This is a genomic window from Cedecea sp. Ae19-4, from assembly GCF_059801165.1.
Map to the genome: position 1 here is coordinate 2,492,824 of NZ_JBCHWG010000001.1, position 15,229 is coordinate 2,508,052.

Sequence of the window (15,229 nt, forward strand, 5' to 3'; positions counted from 1 at the left end):
GTGAGCGTAAGTCCCAAAATTAGCGAAGCAGTCCATTTCATGGCAAGTCGTTATTCATCATTATCCGAAAGTAGACCCAGAATAGCGCAAAGATCCTCAACAAGATAATGCCAGAAATGAGGGGGTTAGCCGGAAACTGCCTCGCGAAACCTGCTCTACTCACATTTTAATCCATTGATTTTACTGCTACGGTTGTGCACTGACTGAGTTTTTCTTTCTGCACAACACAGGTGAAAACAATGCCGGACGCCATCAAAGAGACCGATATCCACACAGTCGCTCAGAAACTCAATGCTATTGCCCAGAACGGGCTGACATACGCCAAAGATGTGTTTGACAAGGAACGCTATGAAGCCCTCCGTGACATCGCCGAAAACCTGCTCCGCTCCCGTTTTAACATTAATTCAGAAACCTTGAATCCTGTCTCTGAGTCCGGGTACGCCACACCGAAAACCGACGTTCGCGCTTTTATTATTCGCGACGGTAAGGTGCTGATGGTCAAAGAAGCGGAGGATGGGAAATGGAGCTTACCCGGCGGCTGGGCCGATGTGGGCGATACCCCGTCCGCTGCCGTCTGCCGGGAAGTAAGGGAAGAAACCGGGCTGGAAGTGAAGGTGACCAAACTGTTGGGCGTGTGGGACCGTAATCTGCACGGCCATCCCCCGCTGCCCTGGCACGTCTACAAGCTCATTTTTCTGTGTGAAGAAACCGGCGGCAACCTTGCCCTCAGCCAGGAATCCACCGATATCGGCTTCTTCGCCATTAACGATCTGCCGGAGCTATCGTTGACGCGCATTGTCCCGGAAGAGCTGATTGTCAGCATGGAAATTGCCACCAGCGATAGGCAACCGTGGTATGACTAGCAGCTTGACGCGAGCAAACAGGCAACTTCAGGCCCGCTATCATGACGATAAACAGGGCCTGAAACAGTAAGATCGGATTAAAGATTCGCGCTGCGTAAAGCGGTGCAAAAAGCGCAGTTGCAGCCCGCAATCGGGATGATTTTGGTGATGTCGTAGTTGGCTTCGGAAGGAATGGCATGCCCATGGGCGGCGTTATTGTTCACATTCGCCGTCTGTTCAGGGTGAACCGAGGAATTAGAAACGAATGCCGAGGCATGGAATGAGGTCGCTAACAGCGTTGCACCGACGATACTTAATACTTTCATTTTGTCACCCAGGCTAAAAACCAGACCATCACTCTAACGTGGGCAGATTTTGAACACCAGATGCCACGGCTGAAATAAAGTGTGCATATTTATGTCTAAACGTTCAGCACTGCATTATATCGATTAATGCCATTAATATTAATAAGTTACCATAAAATAACTCATCGCATTTTTGCAAATAAGCGCTGTTAGCTGTATAAATCCCGCCGCTGCGGGATTGTTATATCGTCCTGTTTTTATTCGGCAAATTTCAATAATGCCTCACCATCCAGGCGGTAGCGAACCCATTCCGATTGCGGCAACGCCCCGATGCTCAGATAAAAATCAATCGCGGGCTGGTTCCAGTCCAGGACAGACCATTCCAGGCGGCCACACTGCCGCTGCACCGCGCACTGCGCGATATATTTCAGTAACGACCTTCCCGCTCCCCTGCCGCGATACTCAGGAGAGATGTATAAATCCTCCATGTAGATACCGTTCCTCCCAAGCCAGGTCGAGTAGCTGGTGAAGAAAACGGCGTAACCGATAATTTTGCCTTCTGTCTCGCAGATCAACGCTTCAGTTTTACTGCCTGCGTCAAACAGCGTCGCCCGGATCTCCTCTGGCGTGGTGATCACTTCCTGGGGGGCTTTTTCATACACGGCCAGCTCATAGATCATGTCGTAAATAGCCTGAGCGTCTTCCGGGCGGGCCTGACGAATCGTCATACTCATTGGTTTTCCTGTTATTTCTGGATGGCGTTAACGTTGCTGGCCCCAAGCATAAAGGTTATTGTCAGGCGAATTAAGTGCAATGAAATCACCAGATGATGAATATTATGCATCCAACCTTAAGGCGTCTCGATTTAAACCTTTTGCCTGTTTTTGACGCGATTTATCGCCATCGTTCCGTCCGCCTGGCGGCCGATGAACTGGCGATGAGCACCTCGGCGCTTAGCCACGCGCTGTCGAGACTGAGAGCCTCGCTCAATGACCCGCTGTTTTACCGGGAAGGGCACCGGATGTGTCCCAGCGCGTATGCCACGCAGCTCGCCCCTTCTATTGCTTCGACGTTGAAATACCTGGATCAAGAGCTGACTCAGCAGCCGGAGTTTGACGCATCCCGGACGACAGAGCGCCTGCAGATAGCGATTACGGATTTTACCGCTTTTTGTATTTTCCCTGCCCTGATGCACAAACTGCAGCATGAAGCGCCCGGCCTGAGCTTCGAGTTACTTTACTTGCCTCATACACCGGCACTGACGGAGCTTCTGGCGGGCGAAGTGGATTTGGCGCTGGGGTTCAGTACCTCAGAAGATATCCGGCATCCGGAGCTGGAAGAAATTGGCTGGTTTACAGATGAGTATGTCGTCATCAGTCACCCAAGCCGGACACGGCTGACATTTGAGGATTATCTCGCCGCAAGGCACATCGTTGTCACGCCGTGGAATGAGAAGCAAGGTGTGTTGGACAGGCAGCTTGAGCAAATGGGTTACACGCGGCAAATAGCCATCAAGACGCCATCTATGCTTAGCGCGCCGTTTATTGTGGCAGAAAGCAATCTGCTAATGGCGCTGCCGCGCTTTGCCGCTGAAAAACTGATGCCAGCCACGAATATAAAGATTTTTTCATTACCGTTCGAAATACGTCCGTTTGAAATAAAAATTTATTCACACAAACGAAGCGGGAAGCGGAGCGCGACCAACTGGCTGAAATCGAGGCTGCAAACGCTGGCGAAGGAGATAAACACCGGGCAGTGAAAGCTGTTCGGCGTTTAGCTCATCCCGCTTTACGCAGTCGGGTTACCAGGGCCTGAACCGCCGGGGATGTTTTTCCTGCCGAAGAACACACCAGGCCAAACTCGCGATGAAGCCCCGGCGTCAGCGGCACCACGCACAGGCCGCGCATATCTTCAGGCAGCGTGGACGCAGGCACTATCGCCACACCCATGTCTTCACGCACCAGCATACAGGCGCTGACCCAGTCCCGGACCGTGACGCGTACGTCAGACAAGCGCAAACCGGCCTCTGCCATTAAACTGCCGCCGTTTACCACACAGCCTCCAGTCGCCAGCACGAAGGGCTGCCCCGCCAACGCTTCAAGGGTTATTCCCCGGGATCTGGCCCCACGCGCCATGGCGTGGCTGGCAGGCAACACCGCCATCCAGGCATCCTGCCCGAGAATAACGTCAGCCCGGCCGGGAACGGGGTTCATCACCACACCCAGTTCGACGGTATCTGCGGCAATCCACTGCTCGACTTCTTCATCAATGCCTTCGAGTACCACGACCTCAATGCCGGGATGCAAACGCCTGAAGTCACGCAGCAGGCCGGGCAGCAGCGTCGATGTCACCGACGGGAAGCTGCCGAGGCGAATACGGCTCCCGCTTAAGTCCCGACACGACTCGGTCAGCGAGCGGATCGCCTCGAGATGCAGCTGCATACTCCTGGCATGAGCGATAACCTGCTCCCCCAGCGCGGTAACGCCAATGTTCCTGCGCTCGCGGGTAAAAACCGGGAACCCCAGGGAAGCTTCAAGCTGCGCGATGGCCTGGCTGGCACCTGACTGAGTCATGCCCACCTCCTCCGCCGCACGGGAAATGTTGCGGGCATCGGCCACCGCGACCAGCAACCGCCAGTGCAAAAGGTTCATCATCGTTATCAGTAGCTCAACTAATAGTTATTTAATGAATGATTAATTTTACAGAGGTGCCGGGCTAAATCATAGTGCATCCAGGTGCCGGGTCGCGCACTGTACACCTGTTTCCCCATTTTTGGAGATGCCATGAAACTGTATTACGCCCCAAAAGCTTGTTCGCTCTCGCCTCACATTATCCTGCGTGAATTAGAGCTGGAATTCGAACTCATCAAAGTGGATAACAAAACTAAACTCACCGCCGACGGGCGAGACTTTTTCACCGTCACGCCCAAAGGCTATGTTGCCGCGCTGGAGCTGGACAACGGAGAGATCCTGACGGAAGGCACGGCTATCGTGCAATACCTGGCCGATCTCCAGCCGGAAAAAGGGCTAGCGCCTCTGGCAGGAAGCTGGGCGCGGGTGAGATTGCAGGAGTGGCTGAATTTCATCACCAGCGAACTTCATACCGCGTCTGCCCCTCTGTTCAACGCTTCGCTGCCGGAAGAGGTTAAAACCATCTTCCGCGAAAAATTTTTCAAGCGACTCGATTTTGTTCAGGACAAACTCTCGAAGACGGTTTATCTAACCGGCTCCACTTTTAGCGTGGCTGATGCCTATCTTTATACCGTCCTGAGCTGGGGCAAAATGTTATCAATCGACCTTAACCAGTGGCCCGCTATTACCCGTTATATGACGGCGATAAACGCGCGGCCAGCGGTGCAGGAAGCGCTGCGTGTGGAAGAAACTCACTGATCCCTTTTGCCCGCTGAACAGTGTTATCATCCGGGCCAGGCTAACAAACCCAGAGATAACCATGAACAACGAAATCGACCTGAAATATTACGACATCGCGGACGAGTACTCGACGGAAGCGGCAAAGCCCGTTGCCGAGGATGAGCGTGATGCCGTGGCGCACTATTTCCAGCTGCTGATTACCCGCTTAATGAATAACGAGGAAATCAGCGAGGAAGCGCAGGGTGAGATGGCCGTTGAGGCTGGCCTTGCCGAACAGCGCATTGACGAAATCGCTGAGTTTCTGAATCAGTGGGGCAACGAGTAATTTCTGCCACAACACGTTTCCCCGTCAGAACGGGCTGTCGCACCTGGCCGCCACCGGTTCGCCGCTGACGGGGTGAACAAAATGCAGTTCGCTGGCATGCAGCATCAGCCGAGGCGCTCGTTCGGTGCACGGCAACGCCAGCCCGCCATACAGATCGCAGCCCAGGATCGGGTGCCCAAGATATTGCGCATGGATGCGCAGCTGGTGGGTCCGTCCGGTTTCAGGCGCAAGCTGTACCCTCGTTAACGGCAGCCGAGCACCATTTTCAAGTTCCCGATAAATCCGCTCAACCACAGTGTAACGCGAGCGAGCAGGTTTGCCGCTGACGGCGCAAATCGACATCAGTGGAAACAGCGCCGGATCTTTGGCAATCGCCGCGTCGATCATTCCTTCCTCTTTTTCAAGATGCCCGCAAAGCAGCGCGGTATACACCTTGGCAACAGAACGCTGGCTGAACTGCTGGCAGAGCAACGCATTGATCGCCTTATTCAGCGCAATCACCATCAGCCCGGAGGTGCCGAAATCCAGGCGATGCACCAGCGTGCAGCCGGGGAATATCTTCACCAGCCGATGATGCACCGAGTCAAGATTCTGCGGGTTTTTCCCTGAAAGGCTGAGCAAGCCGGAAGGTTTATTGATCAACGCCAGATGCTCGTCCTGATAAAGAATTTCTATCTCATCAAAACAAGGCGGGGCAATAAACGTATCAATAATCGTAGACATTGGGCTGCCCGGCTGGAGAGTGAAGCCGGATGATAGCGAATTTCACGAGGCCAGGCGAATCTAACCCCGAAAAAGAGGGGCCATCAAGGCCCCTGTTTAAACTTATCTGGCTGAACTATTTGCCCTCGCCGGTTATCTTCTTCACCTCAGCTTCGGTTGCCGCAGGCGCACCGTTACCCCAGGAACCACGCACGTAGTTCACCACATCGGTCATCTCTTTGTCCGACAGCACGCCTTTATAGCCGGGCATCATGAACGGAATAGTGCCCTGGGTTTGCGGCGTGTGCGCCCCGTCGGCGATCACGCGGATAAGCGAGGACGGATCTTTCGCCATCACCGCCGAGTTGCCCACCAACGACGGCACGTTAAAGTCAGTCCCCTTCCCGTCCGGGCTGTGGCAGGTTGAGCAGTAGCGCATGTAGAGGGTTTTACCGTCGGACGGCTGAGAAACCACGGCAGCATTCACCGGCGTGGCGGCTGGTTTTTGCGGCTTGAAGTTGGCGATATACAGCGCGATAGCTTCCAGGTCGGCATCCGTCAGGTACTGGGTACTTTGGGTGACCACTTCCCCCATTGGCCCGGCAATAGCGTGATGCTGGCTGCGGCCTTTGCTCAGCAAGTCTTTCACTTCCTGGGTGGACATATTCATGCCGCGCAGGGAAGGCGCATACCAGCCGTCGATCATCGCCCCGCTCAGGAATTCCGGGCTGGAATCATCGTAGCCTTTCTCCTGCATCGCCATGCCGCGTGGAGTATGGCAGGCGCCGCAGTGGCCCGGCCCCTGCACCAGATAAGCCCCACGTTTAATTTTCTCCGCGTTATCCCCGCGGGCCTCAACCACCACACCGCCGGATTTCACGTCATCCACGAACAGGCCGTTCCACACGCGCAGCGGCCAGCGGGCCGACAGCAGCAGCGGAATATCATTCTCTTTATTGGCGGTCGCCGCCGGGGCAACGTCCTTCATAAAGTAGTCGTACAGCGCCTTCACGTCTTCATCGGTCATTTTGGCGTAGGAAGGATAAGGCATCGCCGGGTAAAGGGCGTGACCATCTTTGGCTATCCCCTGGCGAACCGCCTTCTCGAAATCTTCGTAGCTGTAATCGCCAATGCCGTGGGTTTTGTCCGGCGTGATGTTGGTGGAGTAGATATCCCCCACCGGCGTGGAAAACTTTTTGCCTCCGGCCATCGGCTGGCCGCCGTCTACGGTGTGGCAGGCGACGCAGTCTGACGCGCGCGCCACATACTCACCTTGCGATACGGCAGCGTAGCCGCTGGCAGAAAAGAGGATCGAGATAGCCGCTAAAATACGTTTCATTTCCTGGTTACCCCATCGCCACAAGTTCGTTGACCGCACGCCATGCCTGGTCGATAGCCGCGTGGGCGTAAGCGCTCCAGTCTGAGTCAGAGTTAGCAATCGTGATGCGGCCTATCGGCTGGCGGGCACGGTTGATAATTTCCGGCATTTTCTCCATGTCATCGCTCAGGGCGTTAGCATAGTAGGCATAGCCGTGCGCCCAGCGGTTGACCGTGATGGCCGCAATATCGCGTTCGTGGTCAAAGCCGGTGTGGCCCAGCATCTCCTGCAGCTGAGAGCGGATCATCTGCTCGTGGGCTTCAAAGGTAGACCCCAGCAGGAATGCACGGCCCCGGCGGAACTGCTCGCGCGGAGACATGTTGCTGCCCGGATAAGTCGGCACATACACCATGTGGATACACATCGGGTCGTCCGGCGTTTGCGGGTGATGGTAGTCGCCCATGCTGACCGGGTAATCAAGCTTCACGCGGCTGTACGGCGCTGCCGGGGAATAGAATTCATGCACGCCGGTGTTTTTGAAAGCACGCCAGTTGTTGACCACCACGTTGGTGTAGACCAGCGGCGCTTTAACGTTGAGGCGCAGATCTTCTTTCTGCTGCTCCGGTGCCTCCGGCACGATGTACGGGATCATCATGTTGTAGCCCGCCATGATGGCGTTGCGGCTCTTCACGCGGCGCAGCTTGCCGCTCTGATTATTGATATAGCTCACCACCACGCCGTTATCGGCATTGGCGGCGTTAATCACGCTGCTGTTGAGCCGAATGCGGGTACCGTTTTCCGGCCTGTCCAGCAGCTCGTAGTGCAGCCTTGCGGTGACGGAATCTTCCATCGTACTGCCCGGCAGCGCGTCAGGAATCAGTTTTCGCACCATCAGGCGCGTCAGCCCGGCGTTGCCGTCCGGGAAGTGGTAAGTGTACGGCTCTTCAAGGTCGGCCAGCGCTTCGCCATCCAGCGGCGGCAACCCCATTGCCTCCATGCCCGGCAGCGCACAGGCGCGCGCGTCGCTGCAGCTCACGCCTTCAATCCCGATGGCAAAAAAGTCGTTGGTACGCTGCTGGAAGTACATCAGCGCCATTTTGCTTAAGCCGACTTTCTGCTCGAGGAACTCATGATAGCTGTGGACATCCAGCCATTCACTTTTCTGCTCGACCGTCATGCCCGGCAGGTAATCGGCAGGGTTGACGTGCAGATCCAGCAGCGCCTTGCGGTCTGCCTCGCTCAGCGGGAAGTCATTGATAAAGGCTTCGATGCTGCGGCCATTGAGCCTGTCCGGCGGAATATCGTCCGACACCGCGCGACCCGGGTCGCCGCTGACGATTTTGGTTTCACCGAAGTTCTTTTTGTCGAAGAACACGCCGCGGCTCAGGTTCTGGTCCGGGTAGAAAGTAGCGTCAAAGCTGCTTTTCATTCGCGTGATGCTGACGCCCAGGGAATCCATCAGGCCGTGAACCACCGGGCTGAAGTTGCTGTTCGGCGACTGGAATGATTCGCTGCCGCCGTAGCCCAGCAGCGTTTTGCCGCCGACGTTGAACTGGTTGCGCTTGGCGTGCCCGCCGAAGTCGTCATGGTTGTCGAGGATCAGGATTTTGGCCTCCTTCCCCATTTTTTCGCGCCAGAAGCAGGCTGCCGCCAGGCCGCTGATCCCGCCTCCCACCACCACCAGGTCGTACTCTTCTTCTACCGGCAGCTTACCGAAGTCGAATTTTTCGTGCTCGCGCCCAAGGGCATGCGCCATTTCGAACGAGCCAGGGTGGTTGCCGCGCAGACCAGTTAGCCCCGGCGGGTAGTAATCTGCATTTATCACGGCGCTGCCGGGTGCTTTGCCGTTTGCCCTCACCAGTTCCAGAGGCGTTAAACCAGAGACAATTGCAATTGCCATCCCGTTAAGAAAGTCACGTCGGGTAATAGACATAGATAACCTTTTTTATCAGTCCTTTATACCCGTCATACTTCAAGTTGCATGTGCGTGACCTGCATCCGCTCACCTCAGTCACATAGTTATCTATGCGCCTGAGGATTCACGGCCTTGGTGCCTTCCTGCAACTCGAATTATTTAGGGTATAGACATATTGTTAACCAAATGATAACAAACTCCCTGCCGCTTCGCTACGCGATAAGCCTGTTAACTATAGTGTCTTTTCTGGTAACGGGTTGCCGGTGCGCCGCCCGCGGGTAACGACCAGTAAGCGGTGTGCTGCGGGCTATTGCCGAGGTTTGAGCTCTTCGTCGAGTTTCTTCGAGTCGTAGTAATCGCCCTGCCAGGTAATTTTGCCGTGGCTGACTTTGATAAAGCTCACGCCTTCAAACTTGATCGGGTTGTTGGTTGCCGGGCTGCCGCCCCACTCGCCGCTGTTGGTGCCGGTGAACGTCCAGCGGAAAGCGATAGTGTCGTGGTTATAAACCGGCTCGCTGGTCATCTGCCAGTGCAGGTCCGGCACCGCTTTAATAAACGCGCCAATCACCTCTTTCTCGGCTTTCTCTTTCCCTTCAACCGGTGTGCCGACGGCGGCGTCGTAATAAACCATATCGCTGGCAAGATACTGGGCCGCCTGCCCGGCCTGGTGGGCATTCCACGCGGCCATATAATTTTTCACGACGGAAAGCGGAGCGCTTTCGGCCAGCGCCAGGGTTGAAAAGAAAAACAGCGACAGCGCAACAGCATTAACTCTTTTCATCGCAGGGATCCTTATTCAGTGATATCGCACATAATGTGTTTGAGGCGGGTGTATTCGTCGAGGGAGTAAGACGAAAGGTCTTTGCCGTAGCCGGACTTTTTAAATCCGCCGTGGGGCATTTCCGCGCAAAGCGGGATATGGTTGTTGATCCACACGGTGCCGAAATCGAGACGGGTGCTAAAGCGCTGCGCCCGGCTGTGGCTGCTGGTCCAGACGCTTGCCGCCAGGCCGTATTCCACGTCGTTGGCTCTGCTGAGCGCCTCTTCTTCGCTGCTGAAAGACTGGATAGTCATCACCGGGCCAAAAACTTCATGCTGGATGGCTTCATCGCGCTGCTTCAGCCCGGAAATGATCGTCGGCTCAAAGTAGTAGCCGGGGCCCGCGCCCTTTTTGCCGCCGGTTTCAATTTTTGCATGGGCAGGCAGCCGTTCAATAAAGCCCGTCACCTGCTCCAGCTGGTTGCGGCTGTTGAGGGCGCCATACAAAGCCTCGCGATCGTCTGGCTCGCCGAAGGTGATTGATTTGGTTTTCTGAATCAGCTTTTCAAGGAAAGCGTCGTAGGCGGAGGCTTCAACGATGATACGCGTGGCAGCGGTGCAATCCTGCCCGGCATTAGAGAAACCGGCGGCGGTAATCACCTCGACCGCTTTGTTCATGTCCGCATCGGCAAACACCACCACCGGCGCCTTGCCACCCAATTCGAGATGTGCTTTGGTCAGGTTGGCGGCAGCAGAGGCGGCAACCTGCAGCCCGGCGCGAACGGAACCGGTAATCGACACCAACGAGGCTTCCGGGTTGGATACCACCAGCGAGCCCGTCCCCGCTTTGCCCAGCACCACGTTGAATGCGCCCTGTGGGAACAAAGGTGCCGCAATTTCGGCCAGAATCAGCGTGCTGATAGGCGTCGTATCGCTCGGTTTCAGCACCACGGTGTTGCCCGCCGCAAGCGCCGGAGCGATTTTCCAAACGGCCATCATGAATGGGTAGTTCCACGGCGTCACCTGCCCGACAATCCCCAGCGGTTCACGGCGAATGGTTGAGGTAAACCCGGCGGCATATTCCCCGGAAGCTTTCCCCTCAAGGCAACGGGCCGCCCCGGCAAAGAAGCGGATAGCGTCGCAGGACGCCGCGATTTCATCGCGCTCGATAAAGTGTTTAAGCTGCCCCGTTTCCTGACTTTGCACCTCCACAATCCGCGCGGCATTACGTTCAATTTCATCGGCAAGTTTCAGCAAGGCACGCTGCCGCTCGGACGGCAGGGAATGTTTCCATACCGTGAACGCCGCTTTTGCCGCCGCGTAAGCCTGGTTAACTTCTTCCGCGCCGCCGTCAGGGGATTGTGCATAAACCTCGCCGTTGACCGGGCTGACCAGGTCAAACAATGTGGCTGGCTGGCCCGCCACATAGTGCCCGTTGATAAAATGCTTCAGGGTTTGCATCGCCTTTTCCTCAGATTAAACATAAACAATATTATGTAATATCTTTTGAGTGGCGACTTTTCAATCTGCGCTTGATAGCAACATGATCGACCCCACAATTTAACAATATTTTTACATTGCAATGCCGGGCAAGCGGTGAAAACCGCCGTTTCTGGTAGCCTGTCGATGCCTTTCTTAAAGGCCCGGGCTGTGCTATCAATAACCGTTGATTCAGGGAATTTTAATCAGAGAGCACTATGATTACTCACGCAGTAATATTCGCACCTATAGGACAGGCAAGTCGATCCGATCAAATTGTGCAGCGGCTTTCAAATGCAATTATTACTGGTTTGCTTGAGGCAAATGAGCAGCTTCCTAATGAAGCCGACCTTGCCAAAATGATGGGCGTTTCCCACATAACAATACGCGAAGCCTTAAATACTCTGCGGGCGAATAATTTAATCCACACCGTTCGTGGACGAAATGGCGGCAGCTTTGTTTGCGAAAATAGCGGCGAATTTCAGACGCCTCTCCACCCTTTTAAGGCCATCAGCTCAGACTATATTTCTGACCTCGGCGAAATGCATTGCGCCATAATTAGCCACAGCGCCAAACTGGCCTCCAGACGCATGACCAGCGCGGATATCACCCGGCTGCGGGAATTTGTTGAGGCGCTGAAATCGGCCAGCACGCCGGAGCTAAAAACTCAGGCAGATATGCGCTGCCTGCTGGCACTTTCCGCCAGTTCTCAGTCCGCAAGGCTTGCCAACCAGGAACTGCTGCTGCAGGCCGAATGGGCTTCACTGGTGGCCATTCTTTACCGTGATGAAGCCATTCATCGGGAAGTGATTGATGTTTATACCGAATTGATCGCCGCGCTAGAAACCCATCACGAGCAGGAGGCGGTGCGATTAGCCACGCAACTCATCGACACCTTCACCTTCTATCTCATTGAAAGCAAATTAAAATATAAATAAAACTGACACAACAACACGGGCATCGCCATGAATGTACCTGCAAGCCTCATCCCTTTTACCCGTAAGATTGACGACATCCTTACCACCACCATCCAGGCAACCATTGCGCTTGCCGGGCAGGTTGAGTCCACGCTGGCAGCGTTTCACGGCGGCGATCATAAATTGCTGCTGGATCCCGCGGTAAAGCGAGCCATCCAGGAACACATCAAAGAGACGCTGAACGAAACGCCTTATTGCTCAGGCTCTGGCTTTGCCAGCCACATTGCAGGCAGCACGGAAGAGAAAGAGTACTGGCTGCTGGAGTGGTGGTACAAAAAGGCCGACGGCGTGAAAAAGGTGAATCTCGACCTGGATCAGGCCACCCAGCAGCGGCTGGATTTCAGGACCTTTGAGTGGTTTAAAGATGCTCAGGAAAACGGCCAGGCGTATATTCACGGCCCTTATGTCGATTACGTTTGTAATACGTCTTATACCTTAACCTCTGCGATGCCGGTTTATTTGCACCAGCGTTTTATTGGCGTGGCGGCAATTGATGTGCTGGTCAGCGAAGTAGAGGAAGAATTACTTCCGCTGTTCAATAACCACAGAGTTATGCTGACTAATTTAGATAAGCGGATTATTTTCTCTACTTATCCTAAATACCGCGTGGGTGAATTACTGAATACCGCTGAGGCAGTTGAAGTCTATAACACAGAATACTGCACGTTATATGAGCTGATTAAAAAAGGGTCATAAGACCCTTTAATAGTGTGGATAAATGCATACAAAAAAAGGGCCATAAGGCCCTTTGGATTAATACTCGCGGGAAAGATTTAGCCGTTTGGCGTATTCAATGGCGTCATTTTCAGGCGCATCAGAATGGCCGAACGGTCTGGCAATCGTCATGTAAACCAGCCCCGAGCCGATGACCAACGCCAGGCCAATCAGCACCGTCCAGCGGTCAATAAAGGTTGCGCTGTCCGCAGGCTGGGCCAACAGCCAGATCCCGCCGATACCGTAGGCCAGCGCCAGCACATTCACCAGCGTGCCCCATGCCCCCAGCGTCCATTCTCCCGCAGGCTTCCAGCCCTTAAGGCGCTGGCGCAGCGCGGCCAGAATCACCATCTGGAAGGAGACGTATATCCCTATCACGGCAAACGCGGTGATGCGAGCAAGGTTATCCGGCTGGAAGTAGACCCAGACGCAAATCACCATCGGCAGCAGGCAGCTCACCAACATCGCGTTGTCCGGCACGTTATGCTTCGAGATCTTCGCCATCCACTCGCTGCCCGGCAGCATTTTGTCGCGGGAGAACGAGAAGATCAGGCGGCTCAGCGCGGCCTGAAGCGACAGGATGCAGGAGAGCATCGCCACAATGGCAATCACGATAAACAGCATGGCGCCCTTCTCGCCCAGCGCATCGTTCAGAATCGCCGGGATCGGATCGGCTATTTTGCCGTTCACAATGTTCATCAGATCCGGGGATGACAGCAGGTAACCCAGAATGGAGATCACCGCAGAGATCGCGCCGAAAACGATACTGAGGATCATCGCCACCGGGATCTTACGCCCCGGGTTTTTCACCTCTTCCGCCACGTTGCCGCAGGCTTCAAAGCCGAAGAACATAAACAGCCCCATCAGCGACGCCGACATAAAGGCCGTGCCGTAGCTGCCGTCTTTTGCCAGCGCGCCCATGGCGTCAAACACCACGGAGAAAGGCTGATTGCGGTGGAAAATCAGCAGGTAAATGCCGAGCGCAATCACGCTGATAATTTCGCACCAGAACCCGAAGCGGGCGACCCTCGCCAGGTTTTTCGTCCCGGACATGTTGACGCCCATCATGATGGTGAGCAGCACCACGGAAGTGAGCAGCATCGCAATTGGCGTATCGCCGTAATGGAAAAGCGAGGCGACGAAGGTGGAGGTGTATTCCACGATAGACGTAATGGTCACCACCAGCGCCCAGAGGTAAATCCACGCGGCAATCCAGGCGTATTTCTTCCCCCACAGCCTTCTGGCCCACGGATATAGCCCGCCGGTGATGGGATACTGCGAAGCCACCTCGCCAAACACCAGGGCAACCAGCAGCTGCCCGCAGGCGGCAATCAGAATCCACCAGATGGCTGGCGGCCCGGCGAGGGTTATCGCCAGCGCAAACAGGGAATACACGGCGGTCAACGGCGAGAGGTAGGTAAAACCGAGCGCAAAGTTAGACACCAGGCCGATGGAGCGGTTGAACTGCTGGCCCTTCTCCGGCAGGGAATCGGTATTTTTTGTAGCAGATGTCTGTTCCATATGTCTTTCTCTTTAGGGGGCATAGTTGCAGGCAATGGCTACATTTTATAAAACATATTAAGTTATATGTATATTGTGCTTTGTCACAGTTTTGTTAGATATAATGTTATTATATTGTTAACAATAAAAGACAGAAGAAGAGTGAATGAAAGCAATTTCAGAGGTGGAAAAAGCGCCAGCCACAATGTACGCGGAGAGCCGGTCACCCCGCACTCCGCCTGCAGCGCAAAACGCGTTTATCTGGCAAAAGCCTGCACCTCTATTTCCTGAGAAATAAACAGATTGCGGATTGCCTGCGCCATAGCAAGCGCCCCCGCGCTATCGCCGTGCACACAAATGGAGTCGGCCTGGATGGGGGTAAATACGCCTTCGATTGACTCCACGCCACCCTCAGTAATCAGCTGCAGCATACGTGCGGCAACCTGCCCGGCATCGTGTAACACGGCACCAGGTTCACGTCTTGACACCAGAGAACCATCAGCATGATAGGCCCGGTCGGCAAAGGCTTCGCTGACGGTCGCCACCCCTTTTTGCTGCGCCCATGCCAGCAGGGGCGAGCCCGCCAGCACCACCAGCGGCAAGGAGGCGTCAAACGCCAGAATGGCATCCAGCACCGCTTCGGCCTGGCGCTTGTCATGCGCGATGGTGTTATACAGCGCCCCATGCGGTTTCACATACAGGACACGCGTTCCCACTGCCTGTGCCAGCCCCTGTAGCGCGCCAATCTGGTAAATGACGTCTGCCGTCAGTTCGTCGCTGGCAATATCCATATTGCGCCGGCCAAACCCGACGAGATCCGGATACGCCACGTGCGCGCCCACGGCAACGCCCTGAGCTTTTGCGGCGCGAAGTGTTTCGAGCATGCCCGCAGGCGATCCGGCGTGAAAACCACAGGCCACGTTGGCACTGCTGACAATTTGCAGGATCGCGGCATCATCCCCCATTGTCCACTGCCCGAAGCTTTCACCTAAATCACTGTTTAAATCGATGTTTTTTTTCAT

The 15,229-nt window shown here is 55.0% G+C and carries 16 protein-coding genes; 6 read left to right on the forward strand and 10 right to left on the reverse strand.

The genetic code is table 11. From position 1 onward, the window contains the following. Positions 1-239 precede the first annotated feature (239 nt). Positions 240-863, forward strand: a complete 624-nt coding sequence (locus AAIE02_RS11780; protein WP_336983433.1) for an NUDIX hydrolase — start codon at positions 240-242, stop codon at positions 861-863. Between the two features lie 77 nt (positions 864-940). Here the strand turns inward: AAIE02_RS11780 and AAIE02_RS11785 are convergent, their stop codons facing one another. Continuing rightward, complete coding sequence (locus tag AAIE02_RS11785; RefSeq protein WP_336983434.1) at positions 941-1,168, reverse strand: hypothetical protein; 228 nt, start codon at positions 1,166-1,168, stop codon at positions 941-943. Between the two features lie 236 nt (positions 1,169-1,404). Next, complete coding sequence (locus AAIE02_RS11790) at positions 1,405-1,881, reverse strand: GNAT family N-acetyltransferase (protein ID WP_166872092.1); 477 nt, start codon at positions 1,879-1,881, stop codon at positions 1,405-1,407. Between the two features lie 92 nt (positions 1,882-1,973). Here AAIE02_RS11790 and AAIE02_RS11795 point away from each other — a divergent pair, with 92 nt between their 5' ends. Further along, positions 1,974-2,906 (forward strand): LysR family transcriptional regulator, encoded by a 933-nt coding sequence (locus tag AAIE02_RS11795; protein ID WP_498532575.1) that lies wholly within the window; start codon positions 1,974-1,976, stop codon positions 2,904-2,906. A gap of 19 nt (positions 2,907-2,925) precedes the next feature. On the opposite strand, the gene AAIE02_RS11800 is transcribed toward AAIE02_RS11795, so the two are convergent. After that, positions 2,926-3,801 carry a LysR family transcriptional regulator gene (locus AAIE02_RS11800; protein ID WP_336983437.1) on the reverse strand — a complete coding sequence of 292 codons (876 nt, stop codon included), beginning with the start codon at positions 3,799-3,801 and terminating at the stop codon, positions 2,926-2,928. A gap of 129 nt (positions 3,802-3,930) precedes the next feature. Here AAIE02_RS11800 and gstA point away from each other — a divergent pair, with 129 nt between their 5' ends. Together gstA and AAIE02_RS11810 are read left to right on the forward strand one after the other, a co-directional pair. Next, positions 3,931-4,536, forward strand: coding sequence for a glutathione transferase GstA (gstA, locus tag AAIE02_RS11805; RefSeq protein ID WP_336983438.1), 606 nt, complete (start codon positions 3,931-3,933; stop codon positions 4,534-4,536). A 61-nt stretch (positions 4,537-4,597) separates the two neighbouring features. Then, positions 4,598-4,843 (forward strand): DUF2543 family protein, encoded by a 246-nt coding sequence (locus AAIE02_RS11810; protein ID WP_008459646.1) that lies wholly within the window; start codon positions 4,598-4,600, stop codon positions 4,841-4,843. Between the two features lie 24 nt (positions 4,844-4,867). Here the strand turns inward: AAIE02_RS11810 and AAIE02_RS11815 are convergent, their stop codons facing one another. From AAIE02_RS11815 to AAIE02_RS11835, 5 genes are all read right to left on the reverse strand, one after another. After that, the gene (locus AAIE02_RS11815; protein ID WP_498532576.1) at positions 4,868-5,566 is read right to left on the reverse strand and encodes an RluA family pseudouridine synthase; all 699 of its coding nucleotides are present in this window, start codon (positions 5,564-5,566) and stop codon (positions 4,868-4,870) included. Positions 5,567-5,681: 115 nt separating this feature from the next. Then, a complete protein-coding gene (locus AAIE02_RS11820) occupies positions 5,682-6,884 on the reverse strand; it encodes a cytochrome c (protein ID WP_336983440.1) in 1,203 nt (400 codons plus the stop codon). A 7-nt stretch (positions 6,885-6,891) separates the two neighbouring features. Next, positions 6,892-8,796 (reverse strand): NAD(P)-binding protein, encoded by a 1,905-nt coding sequence (locus tag AAIE02_RS11825; protein WP_498532577.1) that lies wholly within the window; start codon positions 8,794-8,796, stop codon positions 6,892-6,894. Between the two features lie 289 nt (positions 8,797-9,085). Next, positions 9,086-9,559, reverse strand: a complete 474-nt coding sequence (locus tag AAIE02_RS11830) for an ester cyclase (RefSeq protein ID WP_008459641.1) — start codon at positions 9,557-9,559, stop codon at positions 9,086-9,088. A gap of 11 nt (positions 9,560-9,570) precedes the next feature. Continuing rightward, on the reverse strand, positions 9,571-10,998 hold the full coding sequence (locus AAIE02_RS11835; protein WP_336983442.1) for a gamma-aminobutyraldehyde dehydrogenase: 1,428 nt from the start codon (positions 10,996-10,998) through the stop codon (positions 9,571-9,573). Positions 10,999-11,234: 236 nt separating this feature from the next. Between AAIE02_RS11835 and AAIE02_RS11840 the strand changes: the two genes are divergently transcribed. Next, entirely contained in the window at positions 11,235-11,954 is a 720-nt protein-coding gene (locus AAIE02_RS11840) for a GntR family transcriptional regulator (protein WP_273968926.1), read from the forward strand. A gap of 27 nt (positions 11,955-11,981) precedes the next feature. Beyond that, on the forward strand, positions 11,982-12,689 hold the full coding sequence (locus AAIE02_RS11845; protein ID WP_498532578.1) for a cache domain-containing protein: 708 nt from the start codon (positions 11,982-11,984) through the stop codon (positions 12,687-12,689). A gap of 57 nt (positions 12,690-12,746) precedes the next feature. On the opposite strand, the gene AAIE02_RS11850 is transcribed toward AAIE02_RS11845, so the two are convergent. Further along, positions 12,747-14,228: an APC family permease gene (locus tag AAIE02_RS11850; RefSeq protein ID WP_336983444.1), complete on the reverse strand. Its 1,482-nt coding sequence runs from the start codon at positions 14,226-14,228 to the stop codon at positions 12,747-12,749. Positions 14,229-14,464: 236 nt separating this feature from the next. Then, positions 14,465-15,229, reverse strand: coding sequence for a LamB/YcsF family protein (locus tag AAIE02_RS11855; protein ID WP_336983445.1), 765 nt, complete (start codon positions 15,227-15,229; stop codon positions 14,465-14,467).